This window comes from Burkholderia sp. D-99, from assembly GCF_011605345.1.
GTDB lineage: Bacteria > Pseudomonadota > Gammaproteobacteria > Burkholderiales > Burkholderiaceae > Burkholderia.
Window position 1 is genome coordinate 1,125,718 of the sequence record NZ_JAAOXM010000001.1, and the last position, 24,449, is coordinate 1,150,166.

The 24,449-nt window shown below is 67.5% G+C and carries 24 protein-coding genes; 5 read left to right on the top strand and 19 right to left on the bottom strand.

Going from position 1 to position 24,449, the window contains the following annotated elements; all coding sequences use genetic code 11:
* Nucleotides 1-51: 51 nt before the first annotated feature.
* A complete protein-coding gene (gene glnH, locus HAV18_RS04895; protein WP_166953323.1) occupies nt 52-804 on the bottom strand; it encodes a glutamine ABC transporter substrate-binding protein GlnH in 753 nt (250 codons plus the stop codon).
* Nucleotides 805-1,387: 583 nt separating this feature from the next.
* Here glnH and HAV18_RS04900 point away from each other — a divergent pair.
* Entirely contained in the window at nt 1,388-1,666 is a 279-nt protein-coding gene (locus HAV18_RS04900) for a type II toxin-antitoxin system RelE/ParE family toxin (protein ID WP_166953325.1), read from the top strand.
* A 49-nt stretch (nt 1,667-1,715) separates the two neighbouring features.
* Nucleotides 1,716-2,027: a HigA family addiction module antitoxin gene (locus HAV18_RS04905; protein ID WP_065503714.1), complete on the top strand. Its 312-nt coding sequence runs from the start codon at nt 1,716-1,718 to the stop codon at nt 2,025-2,027.
* A gap of 34 nt (nt 2,028-2,061) precedes the next feature.
* On the opposite strand, the gene HAV18_RS04910 is transcribed toward HAV18_RS04905, so the two are convergent.
* A complete protein-coding gene (locus HAV18_RS04910) occupies nt 2,062-2,346 on the bottom strand; it encodes a hypothetical protein (protein ID WP_166953327.1) in 285 nt (94 codons plus the stop codon).
* Between the two features lie 194 nt (nt 2,347-2,540).
* On the bottom strand, nt 2,541-6,080 hold the full coding sequence (locus HAV18_RS04915) for an ABC transporter ATP-binding protein (RefSeq protein WP_166953329.1): 3,540 nt from the start codon (nt 6,078-6,080) through the stop codon (nt 2,541-2,543).
* 119 nt (nt 6,081-6,199) lie between these two features.
* Between HAV18_RS04915 and HAV18_RS04920 the strand changes: the two genes are divergently transcribed.
* On the top strand, nt 6,200-7,153 hold the full coding sequence (locus HAV18_RS04920; protein ID WP_166953331.1) for a LysR family transcriptional regulator: 954 nt from the start codon (nt 6,200-6,202) through the stop codon (nt 7,151-7,153).
* A 42-nt stretch (nt 7,154-7,195) separates the two neighbouring features.
* On the opposite strand, the gene HAV18_RS04925 is transcribed toward HAV18_RS04920, so the two are convergent.
* Nucleotides 7,196-7,567: an MAPEG family protein gene (locus tag HAV18_RS04925; protein WP_166953333.1), complete on the bottom strand. Its 372-nt coding sequence runs from the start codon at nt 7,565-7,567 to the stop codon at nt 7,196-7,198.
* A gap of 299 nt (nt 7,568-7,866) precedes the next feature.
* Between HAV18_RS04925 and alr the strand changes: the two genes are divergently transcribed.
* Entirely contained in the window at nt 7,867-8,988 is a 1,122-nt protein-coding gene (gene alr / locus HAV18_RS04930; RefSeq protein ID WP_166953335.1) for an alanine racemase, read from the top strand.
* A gap of 147 nt (nt 8,989-9,135) precedes the next feature.
* Here the strand turns inward: alr and HAV18_RS04935 are convergent, their stop codons facing one another.
* The 4 genes from HAV18_RS04935 to HAV18_RS04950 all read right to left on the bottom strand — a co-directional run bounded on the left by HAV18_RS04935 (nt 9,136) and on the right by HAV18_RS04950 (nt 12,213).
* Entirely contained in the window at nt 9,136-9,930 is a 795-nt protein-coding gene (locus HAV18_RS04935; protein WP_166953337.1) for an enoyl-CoA hydratase, read from the bottom strand.
* Nucleotides 9,931-10,071: 141 nt separating this feature from the next.
* Nucleotides 10,072-10,524, bottom strand: coding sequence for a DUF3592 domain-containing protein (locus HAV18_RS04940; protein WP_166953339.1), 453 nt, complete (start codon nt 10,522-10,524; stop codon nt 10,072-10,074).
* Nucleotides 10,525-10,534: 10 nt separating this feature from the next.
* Nucleotides 10,535-11,119 carry a hypothetical protein gene (locus HAV18_RS04945; protein WP_166953340.1) on the bottom strand — a complete coding sequence of 195 codons (585 nt, stop codon included), beginning with the start codon at nt 11,117-11,119 and terminating at the stop codon, nt 10,535-10,537.
* A gap of 188 nt (nt 11,120-11,307) precedes the next feature.
* Nucleotides 11,308-12,213, bottom strand: a complete 906-nt coding sequence (locus HAV18_RS04950) for a LysR family transcriptional regulator (RefSeq protein ID WP_166953342.1) — start codon at nt 12,211-12,213, stop codon at nt 11,308-11,310.
* A gap of 90 nt (nt 12,214-12,303) precedes the next feature.
* Between HAV18_RS04950 and HAV18_RS04955 the strand changes: the two genes are divergently transcribed.
* Entirely contained in the window at nt 12,304-12,834 is a 531-nt protein-coding gene (locus HAV18_RS04955) for a DMT family transporter (protein WP_166953344.1), read from the top strand.
* Nucleotides 12,835-12,874: 40 nt separating this feature from the next.
* Here HAV18_RS04955 and HAV18_RS04960 read toward each other — a convergent pair whose 3' ends face one another.
* The 11 genes from HAV18_RS04960 to HAV18_RS05010 all read right to left on the bottom strand — a co-directional run bounded on the left by HAV18_RS04960 (nt 12,875) and on the right by HAV18_RS05010 (nt 24,395).
* Nucleotides 12,875-13,240, bottom strand: coding sequence for a response regulator (locus tag HAV18_RS04960; protein ID WP_011355572.1), 366 nt, complete (start codon nt 13,238-13,240; stop codon nt 12,875-12,877).
* Between the two features lie 35 nt (nt 13,241-13,275).
* Complete coding sequence (locus tag HAV18_RS04965) at nt 13,276-14,235, bottom strand: chemotaxis protein CheX (RefSeq protein ID WP_166953346.1); 960 nt, start codon at nt 14,233-14,235, stop codon at nt 13,276-13,278.
* Between the two features lie 42 nt (nt 14,236-14,277).
* Nucleotides 14,278-14,859 carry a hypothetical protein gene (locus tag HAV18_RS04970; protein WP_166953348.1) on the bottom strand — a complete coding sequence of 194 codons (582 nt, stop codon included), beginning with the start codon at nt 14,857-14,859 and terminating at the stop codon, nt 14,278-14,280.
* Nucleotides 14,856-15,584 carry a methyl-accepting chemotaxis protein gene (locus tag HAV18_RS04975; RefSeq protein ID WP_166954144.1) on the bottom strand — a complete coding sequence of 243 codons (729 nt, stop codon included), beginning with the start codon at nt 15,582-15,584 and terminating at the stop codon, nt 14,856-14,858. The genes HAV18_RS04970 and HAV18_RS04975 overlap by 4 nt, the downstream gene beginning before the upstream one ends.
* Nucleotides 15,585-15,606: 22 nt before the next feature.
* Nucleotides 15,607-17,979 (bottom strand): MCP four helix bundle domain-containing protein, encoded by a 2,373-nt coding sequence (locus HAV18_RS04980; RefSeq protein WP_166953350.1) that lies wholly within the window; start codon nt 17,977-17,979, stop codon nt 15,607-15,609.
* A gap of 452 nt (nt 17,980-18,431) precedes the next feature.
* Nucleotides 18,432-20,162 (bottom strand): cation acetate symporter, encoded by a 1,731-nt coding sequence (locus HAV18_RS04985; RefSeq protein WP_166953352.1) that lies wholly within the window; start codon nt 20,160-20,162, stop codon nt 18,432-18,434.
* Nucleotides 20,159-20,467: a DUF485 domain-containing protein gene (locus tag HAV18_RS04990; RefSeq protein WP_166953354.1), complete on the bottom strand. Its 309-nt coding sequence runs from the start codon at nt 20,465-20,467 to the stop codon at nt 20,159-20,161. The genes HAV18_RS04985 and HAV18_RS04990 overlap by 4 nt, the downstream gene beginning before the upstream one ends.
* Nucleotides 20,468-20,624: 157 nt before the next feature.
* A complete protein-coding gene (locus HAV18_RS04995; RefSeq protein WP_166953356.1) occupies nt 20,625-21,635 on the bottom strand; it encodes a succinylglutamate desuccinylase/aspartoacylase family protein in 1,011 nt (336 codons plus the stop codon).
* Nucleotides 21,636-21,686: 51 nt separating this feature from the next.
* Nucleotides 21,687-22,880, bottom strand: a complete 1,194-nt coding sequence (locus HAV18_RS05000) for a pyridoxal phosphate-dependent aminotransferase (RefSeq protein ID WP_166953358.1) — start codon at nt 22,878-22,880, stop codon at nt 21,687-21,689.
* 53 nt (nt 22,881-22,933) lie between these two features.
* Nucleotides 22,934-23,629: an ABC transporter permease gene (locus tag HAV18_RS05005; protein WP_166953359.1), complete on the bottom strand. Its 696-nt coding sequence runs from the start codon at nt 23,627-23,629 to the stop codon at nt 22,934-22,936.
* Between the two features lie 49 nt (nt 23,630-23,678).
* Nucleotides 23,679-24,395 (bottom strand): ABC transporter permease, encoded by a 717-nt coding sequence (locus HAV18_RS05010; RefSeq protein WP_166953361.1) that lies wholly within the window; start codon nt 24,393-24,395, stop codon nt 23,679-23,681.
* Nucleotides 24,396-24,449 lie beyond the last annotated feature (54 nt).

A 24,449-nucleotide genomic window follows, 5' to 3' on the forward strand; every position in this document is an offset into this window, starting at 1 on the left:
CGATTCAAGACCGGCGCGGCCGCATGGCCGCGCGCTGTTGCGGCGTCACGCTCACATCTTCGGCGGCTCGGCGCCGAACCACTTCTTGTAGATCTGCGCGTAGCGGCCGTCGGCCCTGATCTTCACGAGCGACGCGTTGACCTTCGGCACGAGCGGGCTGCCCTTCGGGAAACCCATCCCGTACTTGTCGCCGCTGACCGGCTGGCCCGCCACCTTCACCTTGCCCTTGCCTTCGTTGTTCACGAAGAACAGCACGTTCGGCGTGTCGTGCATCGCCGCGTCGACCCGGCCGGCTTCGAGCGCGAGGTAGGCCTGGTCGATGTTCGGGAACTGGCGGATCTCCTTCGGTTTCAGGTGCGCCTTGATCCAGTCGATCGTCGCAGTGCCCGTCTTCGCGGCGATCACCTTGCCGTTCAGGTCGTCGATCGACTTGATCGTCGTGTTGCCGGTCTGCACCATCGCCGCCAGGCCGCTGTCGTAGTACGGCGCGGAGAAGTCGATCGCCTTCTTGCGCTCTTCCTTGATCGTCATGCCCGACAGCGCGACATCAATGTTCTGCGTCTGCAGCGCCGGGATCAGGCCCGCGAAATCCATCGGCTGGATCGTGTATTTCCAGCCCTGGTCCTTCGCGATCTCGGCCCACAGGTCGAGATCGAAGCCGACGTACTTGTCGCCCTGCTTGAACTCGAACGGCATGAACGACGTATCGGTCCCGACGACGAGCGTCTTGGTATCCGCGTGCGCGAAGCTTGCGCCGAGCGCGGCAACGACCGCGACGGCTTTCAGGAAGGAACGGCGACTCATGGTTTCTCTCCGCATGATTGAGCGATGTGACCGGCCAGCCGGCCGGCGGTAACGACGACATCAAGCCGCACCGCAACATGCGATGTCGAATTAGACCTTAGTGCAACAAGTGTTGTCAACGGCGATACTACGACAACAAAAAAGTGCGCAACGGGTAAATGCATCGAGACAAACCCGGGCCGCGCGGCGCGGATAGATCGGAGGAAAGCGGCGGATGGCGGGCGAAATGCACGGGCCGGGGCGTGCCGCGCAGTTCCCCTAGGGCAGCAGCCCCCTTGGGCTTTCCGAAGCCCACCCCTCAGAGTTGCCAACAGCGCACGATCGGGCGCGGGAATGAGGCGGGGCCGTGTTCGGGCTCCAGCGGCAGGGCCGCCCTAGAGGCGTTGTACGACGGTAATGGATGAACGGATGCGCGGGCGCCGCCCCGCAAAACTCGGCGGATTGATGGGGAGCAAATCCGTCGAGGTTGATCGCATTCACAACGCCTGTAACGCGTAACGTTACAGGCTATACTTGCCTTGCGTCTTGTGCGAGACGCTTTGATTCACCGCAAAAAAAGGGGCTTCCACCATGCGTAATTTCTATGATCAAGAGCTTTCGCCATAAAGGCATTCAGCGCTTCTTTGAATCTGGCTCCACAGCGGGCATTCAAGCGGCGCACATGAGCAAACTTAAGCGGCTACTGTCTGCGTTGAACCGGGCGAAAAGCCCGAACGACATGAACCAACCGGGGTGGCGGTTGCACCCTTGGAAGGGAACCGGCGACGGTGTATGGTCGGTCGACGTGAACGGAAATTGGAGGTTGACGTTCGAGTTCGATGGGGAGGATGCAGTCCTCGTCGATTATCTCGATCCTCGCTGACAGGCCGCCTCTACTACGGTTCTACAGTACAGCGTTCATTACAACGGCTATGTCCATCATGTTTGACCCGCCGCATCCCGCGGCAATCCTTCGGGAAGATGTGCTTCCGGCACTGAACCTGACGGTGACTCAAGCGGCAGAACAACTGGGCGTTTCGCGCGTCCAGTTGTCCCGTGTTCTCAACGAAAGGGCGAGTATCTCGCCCGATATGGCGCTACGCCTCGAGCAGTGGCTTGGTGCGGAGCGCGGCGGCCGAGCTGATTTCTGGCTCGGCATGCAGTTGGACTATGACCTGTGGCAGGCACGAAAGCATGCGCCGACGAAGGTTAAGCCTGCCCCTTCAGAGGCAGTGCGTGCTTAACGAGAAACCGGCTTTGGTCCGGATCCCTGTTCAGTTAAAGCCCGCCTTGCGCGGGCTTTTTTGCTAATGACGCGTCGTCCACGTCTTCCGGTCGCACGTAGATGGCGCCCTTATCGATCGGCGCGACGTAGTAACCGCGTGCGGTCAGTTCGATCCTGAAGTCGCTGAATACCTGGAACAGCTCGTTATCGCACGGCAAAGACGTGAACTTGAGATCGACACGTTCCCCGGTTTCATACGACGTTCGGAAGAGTCGTGCGGGGGCGGCCCTGAGGCAGAAGTCTGAAGGGAAGGTCGCGGCGGCGGGTGCGGCCGCCACGACGGCCGTCCAGTGCAACGCGTGCGGCAGACAACCGCGCCATCGCCGCCGCCCGCACATCGGTTCGCGCGGACGGCCGGCGATTCAACCAAGCGCCTTGTCGGGACGACCGTGCACGCCATGCCGGCAACCGCCGGCGCGGCTCAACGCAGGTTGCGGGATGCGCGCGGCAGCGCCGAGCGACGGCGCGTCGCTTACGCCGCCACCCCACTCGCCTGATGCGACACGAGCCGCGCATACGCACCCTGCCGCGCCAGCAGGTCCGCATGCCGTCCGGCCTCGATCACGCCGCCCTGCTCCATCACGAGGATCAGGTCGGCGTTGCGCACGGTCGACAGCCGGTGCGCGATGATGATCGACGTGCGTTGCGTCATCAGGTCTTCGAGCGCCGCGCGGATCTGCTGCTCGCTGATCGTGTCCAGGTGGGACGTCGCTTCGTCGAGGATCAGCACCGGCGCATCCTTCAGGAACGCACGCGCAATCGCGACACGCTGGCGCTGGCCGCCCGACAGTTGCACGCCGCGCTCACCGACGCGTGTCGCGAGCCCGTCGGGCAGCCGCGCGACGAATTCGCCGAGCGCCGCCTGGTCGATCGCGCGCTGTACGTCCGCCTCGGACGCGTCGTTCGCGGCGAGCCGGATGTTCGCTTCGAGCGTGTCGTTGAACAGGTAGGTATCCTGCGCAACCAGCGCGATGTGCTGCCGCAGATCGTCGAGCCGCAGGTCGCGCAGGTCGACGCCGCCCAGCGTCACGCGGCCCTGCTGCGGATCCCAGAAGCGCAGCAGCAGGCTCGCGACCGTCGACTTGCCGGCGCCCGACGCACCGACCAGCGCGACCGTGCTGCCGCGCGGCACCTCGAAGCTCACGCGGTCGATCGCGGGCACGCTGCGGCCCGGGTACGTGAAGGACGTGGCCTCGAAACGCACTGCCGGATCGGCGGGCATCGCATGCATGCCGTCCGTCACCGGCACGGGCTCCTTCTCCAGCGCGCGCAAGCGGCGCGTCGACGCGATCGTGTCGGCGAGCTGGCGCGCGACCTGGCCGATTTCGGCAACCGGCATGAAGGCGGCTACCGCCACCAGCACCAGCAGCGGCAACGACTCGCGCGGAAACCAGCCACGTGCACACAGCAGCGCGCCGAGCGCCGCGACGGCCAGCCCGCCGAGCCCGCTCGCGACTTCCAGTGCGGCGCTCTGATGCGACAGGTCGTCGAGCAGCTTCGCGCGTTGCTTCCGGTATGCATCGACTTCAGCCACGAACGCTTCGCGCCGGCGCGCGACGGCCTGGAACGCGGTCAGCTCCGCGAGCCCCTGGATCGTTTCGGTCAGGTGCGCGCCGAGCTGGCCAAGCGCTTCGCGCGCGCCGGTGCCGAGCCGGTCGACATCACGCCGCGCCAGCACCGGTGCGAGCCCGGCCCACAACAGGAACGGCAGCAGCACGAGCGCGAGCGGCCATGCGACCGACGCGAGCAACACCAGCACGGCGGCCGGCACGAGCACCGCGACGAACGCGGGCGCCAGCGTGTGCGCATAGAAATACTCGACGGTCTCGACGTCCTGTGTCGCGAGCGACACGAGATCGCCGGAACGGCGGCGCAGCAGCCCGGCCGGCGCGAGGCGCTCGAGCGTCGCGAACAGCGCGATGCGCATTTCCGCGAGCAGCCGGTACGCCATGTCGTGCGCGAGCCACGATTCGAGCCAGTGCAGCACGGCCGCCACCGGCGCGATCACGAGCAGCGCCGTGACGAGCGTCGGGCTCACATGGCCGCCCGGCACCGCACCGACCACCAGCGCGCCGATCACGCCGACGCCGATGAACGCGAGCACGCGGGCGATCCCGAACAGCACCGTCAGCACGACCTTGCCCGTCCACGGACGCACGAACCGCAACAGCGTCTGCAGCGTTTCCGGCCAGCCGATCTCCGCCGCATCGTCATTCAGCGGCCTCACTTGCGGGCCCGACGACGCACGCGCGGTCGCGCCGGACGTCGTCGCCACGCCGACCGATTCGGCGACCGCTTCCAGTTGCGGCCCCATCAGCCGGCGATACGGGCCGTCACGCGCGATCAGCGCCGCGTGCGTACCCTCGTCGACCACCTGCCCCTGGTCGAGTACCAGGATGCGGTCGGCACCGATCACGCTGGACAGCCGGTGCGCGAGCACGAGCGTGGTCCGCCCGCGCGTGAGCCGGTCGAGCGCCTGCTGGATCAGCGCTTCGTTTTCCGCGTCGACCGACGACAGCGCCTCGTCGAGCAGCAGGATCGGCGCATCGCGCAGCAACGCGCGGGCAATCGCGAGGCGCTGGCGCTGGCCGCCCGACAGCATGAGCCCGCGTTCGCCGATGCGCGTCGCGTAGCCGTCGGGCAGCGCCGAGATGAAATCGTGCGCGTTGGCCGCGCGCGCGGCGGCGATCATGTCCGCGTCGCTCGCGTCGGGGCGGCCGAGCCGCAGGTTGTCGGCGACGCTGCCGTCGAACAGCGTCGCATCCTGCGCGACGACCGCGATCATCTCGCGCACCTGGCCGGCATCGAACGTGCGCACGTCGCGGCCGCCGATGCGAATCGCACCGCCCTGTGCATCGTGCTGGCGCAGCAGCAGGCGCACGATGGTCGATTTGCCCGCGCCGCTCGGCCCGACGATGGCCACCGTCTCGCCTTCGCGAACGGAGAAGCTCAGCGCCGCATGCGCGTCGGCACGACGCCCCGGATACGCGAAGCTGACGGCGTCGAACGCGATCTCCGGGCGCAGGCCCGTGACGCGCGGCGCATCGGCGGACGGCGCACGGCTATCCGCGTCGAGCAGCGCGTGAATCGCATTCGCTGCCGACTGACCGATCATCCCCTGGTGCAACACGGAACGCAGGTCGCGCAGCGGCCGGAAGATTTCACTGCCGGCCATCAGCACGATCAGCAGCGCCTCGAGGCTCATGTCGCCGTGCCGCACGCGCCACGCGCCGACCGCGATCGCGGCGGCCGCGCCAAGGCCGGTGCCGAGATCGGTGAAGAGCCGCGTCAGCAGGCCGAGCGCGAGTACCCAGAACGTGCTGCTGGACAATGCACGCGCCTTCGCGGCCAGCTTCGCGCCGAATGCCGTGCTTTGCCCGAACGCCTTCAGCGTCGGCAGGCCTTGCACCGCGTCGAGAAACTCCTCGCCGAACGCCTTGAACGCGGCCGAGCGCGCGAGCGCCGCGCGCTTGTCGGCGCGATGCACGAGCTGCGGCAGCGCGAGCGTGACGAGCGCCGCGACCAGCAGGATCGCGGCCGTCGGTACGTCCCACCACGCGAGCACCGCGAAAATCATCACCGGCGCGCAAGCGGCGATCACGAGCTGCGGCAGGTAGGTGCCGAAAAAGGTTTGCAGCTGCTCGACGCCATCGACGACAGCCAGCATCACGCCGCCCGTGCGTTCGCCGCTGAACCACGCGGGGCCGAGCGCGGCGATCCGGTCGAACAGCCGTGCGCGCAACGTGGCCTGCACGCGCCCGGCCGTGTGCTGCGCGAGCACCGTGCGGCGATGATCGAGCCACGCGCGCAGCAGCACGCAAGCTGCCGTTGCAACGACGGCTTCGCCGATGCTGCGTGCCGGCGCGCCGGAAAAGACCAGCGCCAGCACGCGGCCGAGAAATACGAAGCGCAGGATGCCGACACCCATCGCGAGCAGGCCGAGCGCGACGGCCGCGGCAACCCGCCAGCGCAGCCCCGCCATCATTGCCCATAGTCGTCGGTCGAAATACATGAACCCCTCCGGTAGTGTCTGATTACGTTTTTTCTTGACCGGATCGAGGCTACCCGCGCGGCCCATGCGCGGCAAAAGATGATTTTTCAACGGGTGTTGAGTCAACTACAATACCCCGCATGTCGCACCTCCCTCCCCTCAGCGCGTTGCGGGCTTTCGAGGCGGCCGTCCGCCTCGGCGGATTCGCGCGCGCGGCAGTCGAGCTGAACGTGTCGACCAGCGCGGTCAGCCACCAGATTCGCGCGCTCGAGGAATCGCTCGGCGCGCGGCTGCTCGAACGCAGCACGGGGCTCGGCGGCATCGGTCTCACGCCGGCAGGCGCACGCCTGCTGCCGGCCGTCAGCGATGCGCTGTCGCGCCTGACCGATGCCTGTGCCGAGATTCGCGGCACCGCGCAACGGCTCACCGTATCCGCCAACGCGCCGTTTTCGGCGATGTGGCTCGCACGCCGCCTCGCGGAATTCTCGTCGCTTCATCCCGACACGCCGCTGCATGCCGTCGTGCTCGACGAAGAACCGGATTTCGCCCGCAGCGGCGTCGATCTGGCGATCGTGCACGTGCCCGCGCACCGGCAGCGGGACGACGACGACGTGCTGATCCGGGAGACGGTGTTCCCGGTATGCAGCCCCGAGCTGTTTCCGTACGCATCGGGGCACGTGTGCCGCTCCCGGCTGCTGCAGGAGATGCACGAGGACAGCCCCGAGATCGACTGGCGCAACTGGGCATCGGAATTCGGCTTGCCGGGCGACTTCGAGACGAAGATCGTCCGTTACAGCAGTTTCAGCCAGGTGATCGGCGCGGCGGTCGGCGGCGCGGGCATCGCGCTCGGCCGCGTGCCGCTGATCGAGCCCGAACTGCGCAGCGGGCGCCTGGTGCCGCTGGTGCCGGGCCTCGAGCGCAATGCGTCGTGGCGCTTCGTGCTGCGTCGCAATCCATCGGCGCGGCACCGGCTGCTCGGTCCGTTGATCGCGTTCCTGCGCCGCGAAGCGGAGGCGGCGCCGCCATCCACGCTCGCGAAGATCGTTGCGCCCGCATCCAACGACAGTCACGCGCGCGGTGCGGGCGGCGCCTGACGGGCCGGCACACGAAGCCGGCCTCGCGTTGCCCGCCGGCGCTTACGGCGCGGCGAAGAACAACGCGACCACGCACGCCATCCCGCCAAACCACACGAGCGAACGCAGCGACGCCCAGTTCAGCAGGTACATCAGCATATAGACGACGCGGATCGCGACGAACGCCATCGCAAGCTGGTCGACGCGATGCACGTTCGCGCCGTTGTGCCACGCCACCACCAGCGCGGCCGTGAACAGCGCGAGCGCCTCCCACGCGTTCTGGTGCGCGGCCTGTGCTCGCGCGCGCCAGCCTTCGAGCTTCGCCAGGTAGTCGCGCGGCGTGCGGTTGTCGTAGCCCTTGCGAGCCTTCGCGAGAAACGTCATCGGGAACGGCAACAGCGCCACGATGAACAGGCACAGCTGGGACGTCGTCATCAAAAGTCTCCTCCTTTATGATTACATTGATCAATGACAAGATCGCCGAGAGCTTAGCATTGCGTCGTGCTGTTCGCGCACCGCTTTTCTAGACGGGAGACTCGGCTGCGCGGCCCACAGACAGCCGCGGCCAGCCAGATCAGACACACAAATTTCCACCAAATCGTCGACAAATACGTTAATTAAAACTGGTCGAACACCAATAAGATAGCGCTCGACACTGGCCCGGCGCGTTTCTGCGCCGAGCTGCCGAACCCGCGCCGCCGCGCGCCGAACGACATCCGATCCGAGACATCGCCATGCCCCGCCCCATCGTCGCCCATATCCGCCCTGACGCCATCCGCCACAACCTCGACTTCATCCGACGCACCGCCGCGCAATCGCGCGTATGGGCCGTGGTCAAGGCCGACGCATACGGTCACGGCATCGAGCGGATCTACCCGGGCCTCGCGGCTGCCGACGGCATCGCGCTGCTCGACCTCGCCGAAGCCGTGCGCGTGCGCGAGCTCGGCTGGGACAAGCCGGTGCTGCTGCTCGAAGGGATCTTCGAGCCGGCCGACGTCGAGCTGGCCGATCGTCACCGCCTGACGGTGGCCGTGCACTGCGACGAGCAGCTCGACCTGCTGATCGCGGCAAGGCCGCAGCAGCCGATCGACATCCAGCTCAAGATGAACTCCGGGATGAACCGGCTCGGCTACCGGCCCACCGCGTTTCGTGCCGCGTGGGAGCGTGCTGCGAGCGCGCCGTCGATCGGCAAGATCACGCTGATGATGCATTTCGCGAACGCCGACGAAGGCGAAGCCGACTGGCAGCTCGAACAGTTCGACGCGGCCACGGCGGGGATTCCGGGCGAGCGCTCGACGTCGAACTCGGCAGCCGTGCTGTGGCATCCGCACGCGCACCGCGACTGGGTGCGGCCCGGCACGATCCTGTACGGTGCATCGCCGACGGGTGCGGCACGGGATATCGCCGACACGCCGCTGATGGCCGCGATGACGCTGACGAGCAGGATCATCGGCGTGCAGACGCTGTCGCCGGACGAAACCGTCGGCTACGGCCGTCGCTTCACGGCCGACCGGCCGATGCGGATCGGCGTCGTCGCGTGCGGCTACGCGGACGGCTATCCGCGCCACGCCCCGACCGGCACGCCGATCGCGGTGGACGGCGTGATGACGCGCGTCGTCGGCCGCGTGTCGATGGACATGCTGACCGTCGACCTGACGCCGTGCCCGAACGCGGGCATCGGTTCGAGTGTCGAGCTGTGGGGCGACCAGGTGAAGGTGGATGACGTGGCGGAAGCCAGCGGCACGATCGGCTACGAGCTGATGTGCGCACTCGCGCGCCGCGTGCCGGTCGTGATCGTGCCGCCGGGTGCGTCGAGCGAACAGCCGGCGCTGCGGACCGGGAGCTACGGGCGCTGACCCGGGGCGAGGCGGCGGCGCGCTATCGCGTCGCCGTACGTGCCGCTTCGCTTGCAGGCCGCCTCGGGCGGCCTGTTTGCTTTCCGGTGTGCGGAAAAGGCGCGGGTTACGGCCCTTCCGCTTCCTTCGCCCGCCTGCGACGACGCACTACGAGCGCCACGTCGGCTTGCGCTTCTCGAGGAACGCGTCGATCCCCTCGCCCGCATCCTCTTCCATCATGTTGCGTGCCATCACGTCGCCCGCATACGCATAGGCTTCGTCGAGCGGCAGCTCGCGCTGGCGGTAGAACATCTGCTTGCCGTACCGCACCGCGGCCGGGCTCTTCGCGACGATCTCGGCGACCTTGCGTGCGACGGCCGCGTCGAGCGCATCCTCGGGCACGGCCTCGTTGACGAGCCCCCACGCGGCGGCCGTGGCCGCATCGACGAAGCGCCCGGTCACGAGCATGTCGAACGCGCGCTTCGCCGTGACGTTGCGGCTCAACGCAACGGCCGGTGTCGAACAGAACAGCCCGACGTTGATGCCCGATACCGCGAAGCGCGCGGTATCGGCCGCGATCGCCAGGTCGCACGCGGCGACGAGCTGGCAGCCGGCCGCCGTCGCAATGCCTTGCACACGCGCGATCACCGGCACCGGCAACGCGCGCATCGCGAGCATCACGCGGCTGCACTGCGCGAACAGCGTGCGGTAGTAGTCGAGCTCCGGCTTGCTGCGCATCTGCCGCAGGTCGTGGCCTGCGCAGAACGCCTTGCCTTCGGCGGCCAGCACGACGCAGCGCACGTGCGGATCGGCCGCCAGCGTGTCGAACGCGTCATGCAGGCTCGCGAGCATCGCCTCGGACAACGCGTTGAATTGCTGCGGACGGTTCAGGCGCAGCGTGACGACGCCGTCGTGCGCGTCGCGCAACAGGATCGGCTCGGCAGTCTCTTGATCGGATTCCATGATGTTCCGCTCGTCGGGGTTCGGCAGGATGCGATGCGGCGCGAGCGCGCGGCGATGATGCACGCACGCTCGCGGCACGGTGTTGAAATGGTCCTCCACATTCCGTGCGGCGTCCAGTCGCGGCGCAGCGGGCTCAACCGCTCACGCGCGCTTGCGCCTGCTGCGCCACGCGCGCACGCCCGAGCGCAGTCGACCGACGCCGCCCAGGAAAAAGACGGTGCCCATCCCGCCTATCATCAATACGTCCCCCCAGATCGCACCGAACGTATTCAGCCGCGCGCTCATCCTGGGCTCGTCGGGCGTGTAGCGCACCTCGACGGCCGCGCCGTCCTGCTCGCTGACCTCGCCGCCCTGCGGGTATTCGACCTGCTCGCCCGCGAGCGTCGTGAACGCGATCTCCGGATGATGCGGGCCCGCGTTCAGCTTGATGACGCGCCCCGGCACGACGATCGACGTCCGCAGGAATTCACGCGTCGACTGCGCGTACAGCGCAGTGCCGACCAGCATGCACGTGCCCAGCACAGTAAAGACGACGCCCTTGCCAATCAGCACCTCGACAGGTTGCGCGGCGGGGCGGCCGGGATCCGACACCATCGCGCCCACCCTACGGGCGTGACCGATCGAACGACACGTCGATCTTCGACTGCGTCTTGCAGCGATACATCACGCCGCGCCCCGTTTCGTCGGTCACGCCTTCATACGGGCCGTTGCAGCCGGTGACCTTGTACTTCGCGAACGGAATGCGCTTGCCGTCCGTTGGCCGGACCAGCACCGGAATGCGCCCCGTCGAGCCGTCACCGACCGTGCGGATGAGCACCATGCGCGCCGCATCGATCGGCGCCGCGGAACGCACATAGGCCGTGCGCCCCTGCGCGTCTGTCGAGCCTTCGACTTCGAGTTCCTGGTTGCTCTGGGCCGCGCTCGTGTAAAGCACGAACGCATAGCGCGTGTTCGGCAGCACCTGTTTCGTCGCGGGATCGTGCAGCACGAAATAGCAGCCGTTGGCACCCGTCCCGGTCGTTGCCAGTCCGTCGGGCTGCGTGGGATTGCACGTGTACGACGAACCGCTGTCGACGGCGGCCTGCGGTGCATTCTGCTGCCCGACGCCGGCGCACCCGCTTGCCAGCGCAGCCACCAGCGTCACACATGCGCCGCGCGCGAACGCTACCCGATCGATTTTGATTTTCATGGGAAGGTGTCCCGTTCCTGATTGTCGTGGATGCCGGGCGTGCTGCGCATGTCGCGCAGGCACGCCGCCCTCGGCATCGGGCAGGATACGGACATCGCGGCGCGCTGTAAATTGCGCGCGACCGGCCACGCCGCGCGACCCGGGCCGACATCGACCGTTCGCAAGCCCGCAATCGGCGTGAACCGGCCCTAGCCGCCGCTCGCCACCCGCGCGATCGTCTGCCGCAACCAGATATGCGCGGCATCGCCGTGCCGGCGTTCATGCCAGTGCTGCGCGAACTCGAACGAATCGATCGGAAACGGCGGCTCGAACATGCGCAGGCGCGCATCGTCGCGCACGCGATCGAGATTGCGGCGCGCGACGGTCAGCACGAGATCGGTGCCGGCGATCAGGTCGTTCGCGACACCCCAGAACGGCAGGATCACCGCGATGTGCCGCTCGCGCCGCAGCCGCGCGAGCGCGCGATCGACTTCGTTGTCCATCCCGTCGCGCATCGCGACCAGCGCATGCGGCCGTGCGAGCCACGCGTCGAGCGCGAGTTCGCCGCGGCGCGGCAGGCGGCTCGCATCGGCCACGCACGCGAACGATTCGACGAACAGCGGTTGCGCGTGCAGGTCGCGCTGCAACGTGGGCAGCACGCCGAGCGCGAGATCGATCTCGCCGTCCATCAACTGCATCCGCATCGCCTCGCGCGTAGCCTGCGACACGATCAGCTCGATGCCCGGCGCGTCGGCGCGCAGCGTCTTCACGAGCGCCGGCAGCACGATCCGCGCGCCGTAGTCGGACATCGCGATGCGAAAGACGCGCGTGGCCGCGGACGGATCGAACGCCGGCGGCTCGATCAGCGCGCCGAGCCGGCCCAGGACATCGTTCAGCGGTTCGACCAGTTCGTTCGCGCGCGCGGTCAGCTCGAGCCGGCCCGCGCGCCGCACGAGCAACGGATCGCCGAAGATCTCGCGCAGCCGCGCGAGCGCGTGGCTCACGGCCGGCTGGCTGCGGTGCAGCCGGACGGCGGTGCGCGAGATGTGTTTTTCGCTCAGCAACGCGTGCAGCGTCACGAGCAGGTTCAGGTCGATGCGGGACAGATTATTCATGAAAGGAATATGAAGCATCCGAAGAACGAATTTCCATTCGTGATCTTAATGGATAACAATCATTTCAATATCCTTTCACGACCGACCAAGATGACGACCTCCCTTTCCCTCGCCACCCTTCCGCTCGCCGTCGCGGCTTTCGTCGCCGGCGCGCTCGTGCCGCTGCAAGGCGGCAGCAATGCCGCGCTCGGGCGCGCGCTCGGCCACCCGTTGTGGGCGAGCGTCGCATCGCTGACAGTCAGCCTGCTCGCGGTACTGCCCGTGCTGCTGGCCACCCGCGCGAACGCGCCGCTCGTCGGCGACGCGCTGCAGCGCCCGCTGTGGATATGGCTCGGCGGCCTCGCGGGCGTGATCTACATCACGCTCGCGCTGATCCTGACGCCGCGGCTCGGCGCGACGACCTTCATCGTCTGCGTCGTCGCCGGGCAGACGCTCGCGTCGCTGCTGATCGACCACTACGGGCTGATGGGGCTCGCGCAGCGGCTCGCGACACCCGGCCGCATCGCGGGCGTCGCGCTGATCTTCGCGGGGATGATCGTCGTGCAATGGCAGACGCCCGCGCCACGCGTGCCGGCCGCAACCGGCGACGCGGCGGCCGCGCAACCCGAACCGCAGCGCTGAATGCGCGGGCGATGGCGGGCGCGCTGCAACCCGGTGCGCGTCAGCCCGCGAGCTTCTTCAGCGCGTCGAGCACCGCGTCGCCCTTGAACGGCTTCACGATCCAGCCCTTCACGCCGGCGGCCTTGCCGCGCTCCTTCATCGCCGGGCTGCTTTCGGTCGTGAGCATCACGACGTTGACCGTCGAGTTCGCCAGCTCGCCGCGGATCTTCTCGACCATCGTCAGGCCGTCCATGTTCGGCATGTTCACGTCGCTGATCACGAGGCGCACGCCGGGCGTCGCCTTGAGCTTCGCGAGCCCGTCCTTGCCGTCGACGGCCGTCGCGACGTCGAGCCCGTGATTGCGCAGGAAGCCCGCGACCTCGTCGCGCACCGTGCCCGAATCGTCGACCACCAGAATCTTTGCCATGCTGTATTCCCCTTTCCTTGTTGCGACTTCAACATTCAAAACAGTTCGAGTTCACCCGATTCGACCATCGGCCCGACGTCCTGCACCGACTCGCGGAAATCCTCCGGCGACCAGCTCAGGCTGAACACGAAGCGCTGGTCGAGGCAGACGGAGCGCCCCGATGCCGGGTCGGTCATCCGGTACTTGAAGCAGAGCTGCGGACAGTCGCCGCCGAACGAGATGAACTTCTGCTTGTGATTGACGACGAGCGGCACCTGCACCGGATGGCGCGCCAGTGCCTCGGCGTCGCCGAGATAGCGGTTCTTGAACGCGCCCCACACGAGGTTGGTGAGTTCGCCGAGCACGCTGTTCACGTCGCGGAAATCCGGCGCGCGGCCGGCGTCGCGCGTGCCGCCGATCATGTCGAGCAGCGGCTGCTCGCTCGTCTGCAACAGCATGTAGCCGCGGCACCACGCGCTTTCGAGCGCGATCAGGCTGAACACTTCGCCGAAGATGATCTGGTCGCGCACGATGCACGGCGTTTCGTGCTCGATCGTCATGCCCGGGAACAGGCTGTCGATGCGCGCCTCCGTGATCTCCGAGATGCCGCGCACGAGTGCGTTCGGGTAATCGCGGCCGAACAGGTATTCGTCGATCGCGCGCTTGAGCGGCGTCATGTCGCTCGCGACGTAGGCCGCGCATGCGACGCGCGCGAGCGCCTCCGGCAGCCCGTCGCGCGACGCGAGCGATTCGCGGCGCAGGATGATCGGCAGCTCGGGGCGCAGCGCATCGATCTGCGTGGCGATGATCGCGCTCTCGGCCGGCGAGCCGCCGTAATCCTCGGCCAGCAGGATCGCACCGAGATCGATGTTCGAGCGCAGCACCTTCAGCAGCCGGTTGCGCCGCACGGTCAGGCCGACCAGGTTGTGCTCGTCGCAGAAACGCTTGATCGCATCGGCGTGCGCGCGACTGTCGTCCAGCACGAGCACCTTGCTGACGGGTTGGTCTACGGTCATCTCAAGGGTTCCTAATGGTCGGTCAGGGTCGATCGGGATCGGTCAGAACAGTTCGAGCTCGCCGCCGGTTTCCATCACGGCCGTTTCCGGCACATGGAAATCGACCGGCGCGTTCGCGCATACACACAGCGTCGCGCCGACCCGCACGTCGCCATCGAGCGTCAGGTCGTAAGCGGTCACGTGATCGGGCGCAAGCGCGCTCAGGTAGTCGATGCTCGATCCGCTCAGCAGATAAGGCGTCGACATCCCCAAATCGGGAAACGACGCGGTGAGCGCCTGGTTGATCGCGCCGCAGCACAGGTTCGCGACTTCCATGAACGCTTCGGGCAGCGGCCGCTGGCTGCTCGTGCCCGCCGTCGCGCCGGCGAAATGGCGGCGCGTCGCATCGTCATCGCTGAAGCGCAGCGCGAGCAGCAGGCGGAAATGCAGCGCCGAGATCGTCAGCACCGCGACGTGCTCGGGCACCTTCGGCTTCGTGCGCGATTTCGCGTGCGCGTGATCGGGCCCGTCGTGTGCGGGGCCGACGGCCGGCCGGATGTCGCACGCGCCGCCCGATGCGAGCCGCGTGCGCGCCGCGTCGAAGAAAATCCGCTCGAAGCCCGCTTTCGCCTGCGCGCCGATCACGCCGCGCCTCCTTCGATCCGCGCGTGCAGTTGCCCGGCCAGCGTCTCGACGGTCGCCAGCGCAGCCGTGATCATCTTGCCGCCGGCCTGGATATCCTGGAACGTCGCGGCCGTCACGAGATCGTTGCGGTTCAGGCTGTCGCGATAGCTGTTCGACAGTTGCTGCGAGCGCGCGGCCAGCCCGCGCACCTCGCTCGCGACGATCGAGAAGCCGCGCCCGGCCGTGCCGGCGCGCGCCGCCTCGATCGACGCGTTCAACGACACGATCGACACGTGCGCGACGATCGCCGACAGCTCCTGGTTCTTCGCGCGCATGTCCTGGTTCTGCGTCGTCAGCGAGATCATCTGCTCGTGCCAGCGCTCGAAGGTGCCGGCGAGCCCGCGCAAGCGCGCAGCCTCGTCGGCGATCTTCATCGCGTGCTGCGCCAGCGCGGTGCGATCGGCCGACAGCGCCTGCAGCGCGTCGCGCTGCGTGCCGGTCGCGGAAGTCTCGCGCGCCAGCGCATCCTCGAGTTGCGCCTCGCGGTGCGCCCAAGCGTCGGCCGCCTCCGCGTGCGCGAACGCCGCCTGTTCGGCACGCTCGTCGGCCGCGTCGAGCGCGCCGCGCAACGCGTGCGCATCGTGCGCCAGCGCCGCGACGAGCCGCTTGCGCGTCACGCGAAATACGAGCGCCGCCACGACTGCGACGACTGCGCCGCCTGCCAGTGCGGCGGCCATCTGGATCATCCACGCCTGCACGATCACTTCGTCACTCCACTGCGCCGATGTCCGCGCTGTGCGCGCGCTCGTGAGCGGCACCCTCCGCCGCGAAGCGGGCCGGCAGCGACACGATCGTCTCGAACGCGCGATACGGCGCGCCGACGCGATCGTCGGTGAAGCGCAGCGCGATATCGCCGCCGTCGCGCTTCAGGAAGTTGCGCACCGCGTCCATGCCGACACCGCGCCCCGACACTTCGGTCACGGCACTCGCGGTCGAGAAGCCCGGCCGGAAGATCAGCTCGGCGACCGCGTCGTCGGACAGCGCCGCGTCGTGGTCGGCATCGATCCAGCCACGCTCGCGCGCGATGCCGCGAATCCGGTCGAGCGCGAGGCCGCGGCCGTCGTCGCTCAGCACGAACCACAGCTCGCCGCCGCCCACGCCGACCGCGATGTCGATCGTGCCGGATGCCGCCTTGCCGGCCGCACGCCGTTCGTCGGACGATTCGATGCCGTGGTCGATCGAATTGCGCAGCAGGTGCATGAACACGTTCTTCAGCGTCGCGGCGATTTCGCTGCGCACGCGGTGGCCGTGGCTGTCGATATGCACGACGGGCGCCGGCTTGCCGAGTTCGGCCGCGAGCGACGGCAGCGACTCGATCACGCCGCCGAGCGCATCGCCGATCCCCTGCGTGCCGAGCTGGCTCAGCATGCGGCGTACGGCATCGCGTGCCGCGTGCCAGTCGGCCGCGTTCGCCGGATCGGCACCGTCGAGCACGCGCAGGCTCTCGCTGATGTGCGCGCGTTCGACCATCAGGAAGTCGGCGCCGCCCTGCGCCGCTTCGCCGCTGCGGCCGAGCGTGACCGCATTGATCGTCGCATAGTGCTCGACGGCGTCGCGCACGCGGGCCAGGTCGTCCATCAGCGCGTCGCGGTTCCACTCGGGGCCACCGTCCGCGCGGCGCAGCGAGTCGTACGCCTGCTCCGCCTCATGAACGATGTTCGTCAGGTGCTGGAGGCTGTACGTGCGTGCATTGCCCTTGATCGTGTGCATGTTGCGGAACAGCGCCGCGACGATCGAGTGATCGGCGCGCTCGTGCTGGCGGATCATCCGCTCGTTCTCGCTGAGGAAGCCCTTCGCGCTGTGCACGAAGTCGTGGAACTTGTCCTGGCTGATCGACAGGATCTCGCCGATCATCTCGAGGCGGCGCTGCTGCTCGCCGGCCTGCGCGGTCAGATCGCGAATCTCGGTCACGTCGCGCACGCACAGCATCAGGCGCACGACCGTGTCGGTCTCGTCGGTGATCGCCGACCAGCTCAGGTCGAGCCACTTCTCGCGACCGTCCGGCATCCGCTTCGCGACTTCATTCACGAGCAGGTGCTCATTGAACTCGAAGTTCATGCTGTCTTCGCCGAGGCAGGCGTGCACCGCTGCGTCGACCTGCGACCGCGCGTCGGCGCCGATCGCCGAATCGTCGAACACGAGCGCCATCAGGTCGCGGCCGGCGATGTCGTTCGTCTCGAAGATGGTTTCGAGGTACGCCGAATACTCGGCATGCACGACGCCGCCTTCGACGACGGTCAGGATCCCCTGCTGCATGTTCTGCAGCATCGCCTGGATGTCCGCCGTCTTCTGCTTGAGCTGCGCGGCGTTCTCCTGGATCTTCTCGATCATCCCGTTGAACGCGACGATCGAATGGCCGATTTCGTCCATCCGCCCCACCGGCACGCGGCGCGTGAAATCCTGGCTCGTCGCGATCTCGCTCATCGCCGTCTGCATCCCGATCAGCGGGCGCGTGATCTGGCGATACAGCAGCAAGCCGAGCGCGGTCAGCAGCACGATCACCGTGCCGGCGACGCCCGCGATCGCGGTCGCCGTCGTCGAGAGCATCCCGTTCAGCGCGCTGATCGCGACGTCCTTCTGGCGGTTCTTCTCGACGCGCAGCGTGTCGACGATGCTTTCGAGTTCGTCGCGATACTGCGCGACGTTCGCGAACAGGTACGCCTGCGCCATCTCGGGCTTGCCGTCGGCCTTCATCTTCACGGTATCGTCGATCGCCGCGAAATAGTTCGCGGCGCTGTCCTTCGCCTGCGACACGAGCCCGACCTGCGCCTGGCCGACCGCCGACTTCGCCTGCACGTCGAGTGCGGCGCGCAGCGCGGCCTGCTTCGCCTTCAGCTCGTCGCGCGCCTGGGCGGCAGTATTCGCGTCGGGCGCGTAGACGAGCGTCATCGTCGCGATCTGGATGTTCTTCACATCGGCGACGACATCCGCCGACGCGAGCGCGCTCGGCACGATTCCCTGGGTGACCTGGCGCACCTCGGACGCGCTCTTGCGCGTCTGGTACACGGCATAGATGCCGATCGCGGACAGCGCGAAGAACGTCAGGACGACTAGCAGCGTAATGCGATGACGGATGGTCATGAGTACAGCTCCCCGCAGCGATCCGGCTTCGATCGCCCTTTGGTCTATTGAAAGAATGTGAGCGCCGAATTATCGGGGATGGTGTATGACGCTCCGATGACCGGAAATCAATCGTTCATCGATAAAAACGAAATGAATAATTGCGGCGAAAGAACCCTAAAGTATTGCCGGGATCTGCCGTTAACCTCATGCCTAAAGGCTTCGCGCGGCGCTGCTGCGCGGCCGGAAAATCCGGGATACGAATATTCTATTTTTATTTGTTTTATCCGCGAATTAACCGCAATACGGTTTTCGTAAAACGTTTGCGCATTATCGGCGAATCCGGTCGAATTCGCGATTTTTCATTGCCGGCGAATCATTCGACGGACGGATGAAACGATACCGCCCGCCCCGGGGCCGGCGATGCGATCCACTGCATCGTCGGCCCGGGGGCGGGCGTGGCCTGCGGCCGGTCAGTGGCTGCTGGCGCGGGTCGCCCCCAGCCCCGTTTCCGAACGCACCTGCTGCGCGGCGAACGCCCCCTTCTCCGCTTTCGCTCGTGCGCTCGTGTCGAGTACCGAGAACAGCCACACGCCCACGAAGCCGATCGTCATCGAGAACAGCGCGGGCGACGTGTACGGGAACCACGCCGAACCCTTCGGATAACCGAGCGTCGCCTCCCACACCGACGGCGACACGATGGTCAGCCCCACCGACGAGACCAGCCCCAGGAACCCGCCGATGACTGCGCCCCGCGTGGTGCATCCCTTCCACATCATCGACAGGAACAGCACCGGGAAATTGGCCGACGCCGCCACGGCAAAGGCCAGCGACACCATGAACGCGACGTTCTGCTTCTCGAACGCGATGCCCAGCAGCACGGCGATCACGCCGAGCACCAGCGTCGTGATGCGCGACACCTTCAGCTCGTCGGCACTGTCGGCCTTGCCGTTCTTGAAGACGGTGGCGTAGAGATCGTGCGACACCGCGGAGGCGCCGGACAGCGTGAGCCCGGCGACCACCGCCAGAATCGTCGCGAAGGCCACGGCCGAGATGAAGCCGTAGAACACGTCGCCGCCCACCGTCTTGGCCACCAGCACCGCGGCCATGTTGGCCGTGCCCGCACCGCCCTTGATCACGCCCTTGGCCACGTCGGCCAGTTCAGGATTGGTCAGCACCAGCGTGATCGCGCCGAAACCGATGATGAAGATCAGCACGTAGAAATAGCCGATCCAGGTGGTGGCCCAGAACACCGACTTGCGCGCTTCCTTCGCATCCGGCACCGTGAAGAAGCGCATCAGGATGTGCGGCAGGCCGGCGGTGCCGAACATCAGCGCCATGCCGAACGAGATGGCCGAGATCGGATCCTTGATGAACCCGCCCGGCGACATGACCGACAGCCCGATACGGGTCGCGTCGTCCGGCGACTTGCCCGCGTTCGCGGCGATTGCGGTCTTGACCTCCACGGCATGGGCGAACAGCGCCTCCGGGCTGAAGCCGTACTGCGCGAGCACCATGATCGCCATGAACGTCACGCCCGCAAGCAACATGCACGCCTTGATGATCTGCACCCAGGTGGTGGCCGTCATGCCGCCGAACAGCACGTAGACCATCATCAGCGCGCCGACGATGACGACGGCCATCCAGTAGTCGAGCCCGAACAGCAGCTTGATGAGCTGCCCCGCGCCCACCATCTGCGCGATCAGGTAGAACGCCACCACCACCAGCGTGCCGACCGCGGCGAAACTGCGGATCGGCCCCTGCTCGAAGCGGTAGCCCGCGACATCGGCGAAGGTGAACTTGCCGAGGTTGCGCAGCCGCTCGGCCATCAGGAACGTGATGATCGGCCAGCCGACCAGAAAGCCGATCGAATAGATCAGGCCGTCGTAACCTGACGTCATCACCGCGGCGGAAATGCCGAGGAAGGAGGCCGCCGACATGTAGTCGCCCGAGATCGCCAGCCCGTTCTGGAACCCGGTAATGCCGCCGCCGGCCGTATAGAAATCCGCGGCGGAACGCGTGCGGGATGCCGCCCACTTGGTGATCCACAACGTCCCTGCCACGAACAGCGCAAACAGGACGATGGCCGTGGTGTTGGTCGCCTGCTTGGCGGTCTGCCCGACATCGCCGCCGCCCGCGACGGCCACGCCGCAAGCGCTCGCGGCCAGCAGCGCGACCAGCATCGTCAAATGTGTCTTCTTCATTGGGCGACGTCCTGCAGGATGTCCTGCGTCAGTTGATCGTATTCGTTGTTGGCGCGGCGCACGTAGATGCCGGTGATGACGACGGTGAACACGATCACCGCCATGCCGATCGGCACGCCGACACTCGTCACGCCGGTGCTCACGGGCTTCGCGAGAAACGACTTGTCGAATGCGATCAGTGCGATGTAGCCGTAGTACACGATCAGCATCAGCACGGTCAGGCAGATGCCGAGCGTGTTGCGCCGCCGCTTGAGCAGCGCATATTTCGGATGCGCTTCGATTTTTTTGACCAACCCGTCATGCATCGCCTGTCTCCTGGTTTGCTCTTGTATGAGTCAGGCGATTCTGAACAGCGAAGCTGACTGCGCGCTTACTCGATCATTCGCGGGCAGCATTCCGGGCACTATGGTTTTCCCTAGCGGTGCCGGGTGTGGCGGCAGCATGGCCGGCCCGCGTCACCGCTCATGGATCGAGCGCGCCGCCCGACCAGCCGGCCGACGGCCGCGAACCCGTCAGCTTCAACGCGACATCGCCTTGCGCGACCAGTCGCTCGCGGTTGCGTGTGACGATGCGCCCGGCCTGCGGCGCGACCAGCACGTGCTCGCTGCCGGGCACGCCAGGATGCGCGACGATCCGCGCGACGCGCTCGCCGGCCTCGACCGTTGCACCGAGTTCGCATTCGTAGACGAGCACGCCCGACGCGGGCGCGATGATCGTTTCCATGTGCGCGATCGGTATGGCCTCGCCATGCCAGTCGGGCGCGCCGGGCGATTCCGCGATCACGCCACGGCCGCGCAGGAACGCGAGCACGCCGTCGGCGTCGCGCTCGGCGAATGCGTCCGACACGTCGGACTGCCCGCGCAGCTCGACGGTCGCGACGAGCCGGTCGCGCAGCCCGCCGTCGCGCATCCAGTGCGCAGCAACGGCACCTTCGAACGCGCCGTCTTCGTCCTCGTCCCACAGGATCGCGACATCGGCGCCGAGCGCCGCGACGAGGTCGCGTCCGGCTGGCCACAGGTCGCGATGCAGGTACACGTACGGCAGCGCCTCGGAATCGGTATGGAGGTCGAGCACGATATCCGCAGCGCACGCGGCGGTAAGCAGCGTGCGCTGCCACGCGGCGAACGTCGTCGCGGGCCGGCGCGTCGCCGCGGATTCGTGGAAATGCCGGTTGAAATTGCGGTGTGTCGCTTCGTGGAAGCGGCCCAGCAGCCGCCCCTGCCGGAATTGTGCGAGCCCGAGCGGGTTGGCCTGCGGCACGACCGTCACCGTGCCGCGCAGCACGCCGCGATCGTGCGCGGCGCACAGTTGCGGCAGCAGCCGGTGCAGCACGAGCATGCCCGCGATCTCGTCCGCATGCACGCCGGCCTGCAGGTGCACGCGCGGCCCGTCGCCGGCCGACAACCGCCATGCGCGGATCGCGAGCGGTTGCCCGTTGTCGCCCGGCACCTGCCAGGCAAGCGTTTCGATCATCGTCTTTTCTCCTTCAGGACCGGCGCGTCATTCACGGTGATTCACGGCGATTCACGAAGTCGAGTGCGAACCGGAGTCGAGGCCTGCGACGAACGCGGCAATGCGCTCGCACGCGTCGGTCAGCCGCGCGTCGTCGACGACGAAGCCGAAGCGCACGAAACCCGACGCGGTGTCGCCGAACGCGCTCGCGTCGAGCAGCGCGACCTGCTTCGCGCGGAACAGCCCCCACGTGAACGCATGCGCGTCCAGCCCGGTGCCGCGCACGTCGACCATCATGAACATCCCCGCCTCCGGCAGCAGGCAGCGCAGCCCCGGCACGTCGCGCAGGCGCGCGTACGCGAGATCGCGGCGGCGCCGGTAGAGTTCGCGCATGTCCGCGACGATCGCGGCCCGGTTGTCGAGCGCGGTGACGGCCGCCTGCTGGATGAAACCCGGCAGCCCGTACAGCATGCATAGCGCGAGCCGCTCCGCGTGCTCGATCAGCTCCGTCGGGCCGATCGCCCAGCCGACCCGCCAGCCCGGCATCGCATGGGATTTCGACAGGCTGCCGAGCGTCACCGTGCGTTCGGCCATCCCCGGCAGCGACGCGATGCTGACCATCTCGCGCTCGAACGTCAGCGCCGCATACACCTCGTCGGACACGACCCACAGATCGCGCTCGCAGGCGAGCCGTGCGATCCGTTCGAGGTCCGCGCGCGGCATCACGACGCCGGTCGGGTTGCATGGCGTCGCGAAGAAGATCGCTTTCGTGCGCGGCGTCACGGCCGCTTCGAGCGCGTCGAAGTCGAGATGAAAGCCGCGCGACGCGTCGACCGGCACCGGCACGAGCGTCGCGCCCGACGCGCGCACGCTCGCCTCGTAAGTGAGGTACATCGGCTCGGGCACAAGCACTTCGTCGCCGGCCTCGCACAGGCACATCGCCATCGCGAACAGCGCATTCTGCGCACCGGCCGTCACGATCACGTGCTCGGCGCCGACTGCCTGCCCCGACGCTTTCGTGTGCTCGCGCGCGATCGTCCCGCGCAGTTCGGCGCGGCCGCGCACTTCGCTGTAATGCGTGTCGCCGCCGCGCAGCGCTTCGACCGCACGCTCGACGATCACGTCGGGCGTCGAAAAATCGGGATCGCCGACGCTCAGGATAATCGCCGGCTCGCCGGCCGCGACCGCCTGCTGCGCCGCGTAATGTATGTCCCATGCGCTCGTGCGCTTGCCCTGCAGGCGATCGACCAGCTTCGAATAGTTCATGCATCCTCCATCGCGCGGCGCCCGTCCGGCTGCCGCGCCGTCAGTGGGTTCATTCAGCGCGGCATGCGCACGGGCACACGCCGCTCGAGCCGGCCGAACGCGCGCTCGATCACGAACGCGAGCGCGACATAGATCACCGCGATCGCCAGCAGCGGCTCGTAGGTCCGCAGCGTCTGCGCGCGGATGTAGTTCGCGGCGCCGAGCACGTCCATCACCGCGACCGTCGACGCGAGCGCCGTCGATTTCAGCAGCATCACGGTCTCGCCTGCCAGCGTCGGCAACAGGATCTGGACCGCACGCGGCAGCCACACGCGCCGTGCGATCATCGACGGGCGCATCCCCATCGCGCGCGCGGCCTCGATCTCGCCTTTCGGCACGCCGCGCAAGCCCGCGCGCAGCACCTCGCCGACATACGCGCCGACGCTGATCACGAGCGCGAACGCGACATACCAGAAGCCGTCGCGCAGGAACGGCCAGAACACGCTGTCGCGCAGCGCGGGCCAGCCCGCGAACAACGAGCCGACGCCATAGTAGATCAGATAGATCTGCACGAGCAGCGGCGTGCCGCGTATCACCTCGGTGAACCCCTTGCTCACGCGCGCGATGACCGGGTTCGGCGACAGGCGCGCGAACGCGACGGCGATCGCGAGCGCGAAGCCGAATACGGCCGAGATGACGAGCAGCTTGACGGTGGTCAGCACGCCGAGCAGCAGCAGCGACCCGTAGGAAGACAATACGCTCAGATCCATGACGTTGATCCGGTTCGATGGGAAAGCATGCGGAAAGGCGCGGTGCGGCTCACGATGCCGGCATCCAGCGGCCGAAGCGACGTTCGATTTCGCGGAACAGCACACCCGACAGCGACGTGATCGCGAAATACACGGCCGCCACCATCAGGTAGTAGTGCATGTACTCGCGCGTCGAGCCGGCCGCCTGCTTCGCGGTGTAGAGCAGCTCGCTGTAGCCGACCACGCTGATCAGCGCACTGTCCTTCACGAGGATCAGCCACAGGTTCGCGAAGCCCGCCAGCGCGTACGGCGCCATCGCCGGCAGCGTCACGCGCCGGAACACGAGCCCCGGCGGCGCGCCAAACGCGCGGCCGGCCTCGATCTGCCCGTACGGGATCGCGAGGATCGCGCCGCGGATGATCTCCGCCGCATACGCGCCCTGCACGATGCCGAGCACGATCACCGCCGCCGCGAAGCCGTTGACCGCGATCGGCCCGACGCCGATCGCCGTCATCAGCAGGTTGATCGCGTCGGTGCCCGCGTAATAGAGCAGCAGGATCAGCAGCAATTCGGGCACCGCGCGGCACAGTGTCGTGTATCCCTGCGCGATCCGTTCGAGCGCGCGCACGCCGGACAGCTTCGCGGCCGCGCCCAGCAACCCGAGCACGATGCCGACGACGAACGCGCCGAGCGAAATCTCGAGCGTCACGCCCGCGCCTTGCAGCAGCGCGACGCCCCAGCCGTCCGGGTCCATGCCCAGGTAGCTCACCCATCCCCAACCGTCCATGCCGCCTCCTCGTCCGTGCGTGCGCCGGTGTATCCGTGTGCCGGTAGCGGCGCG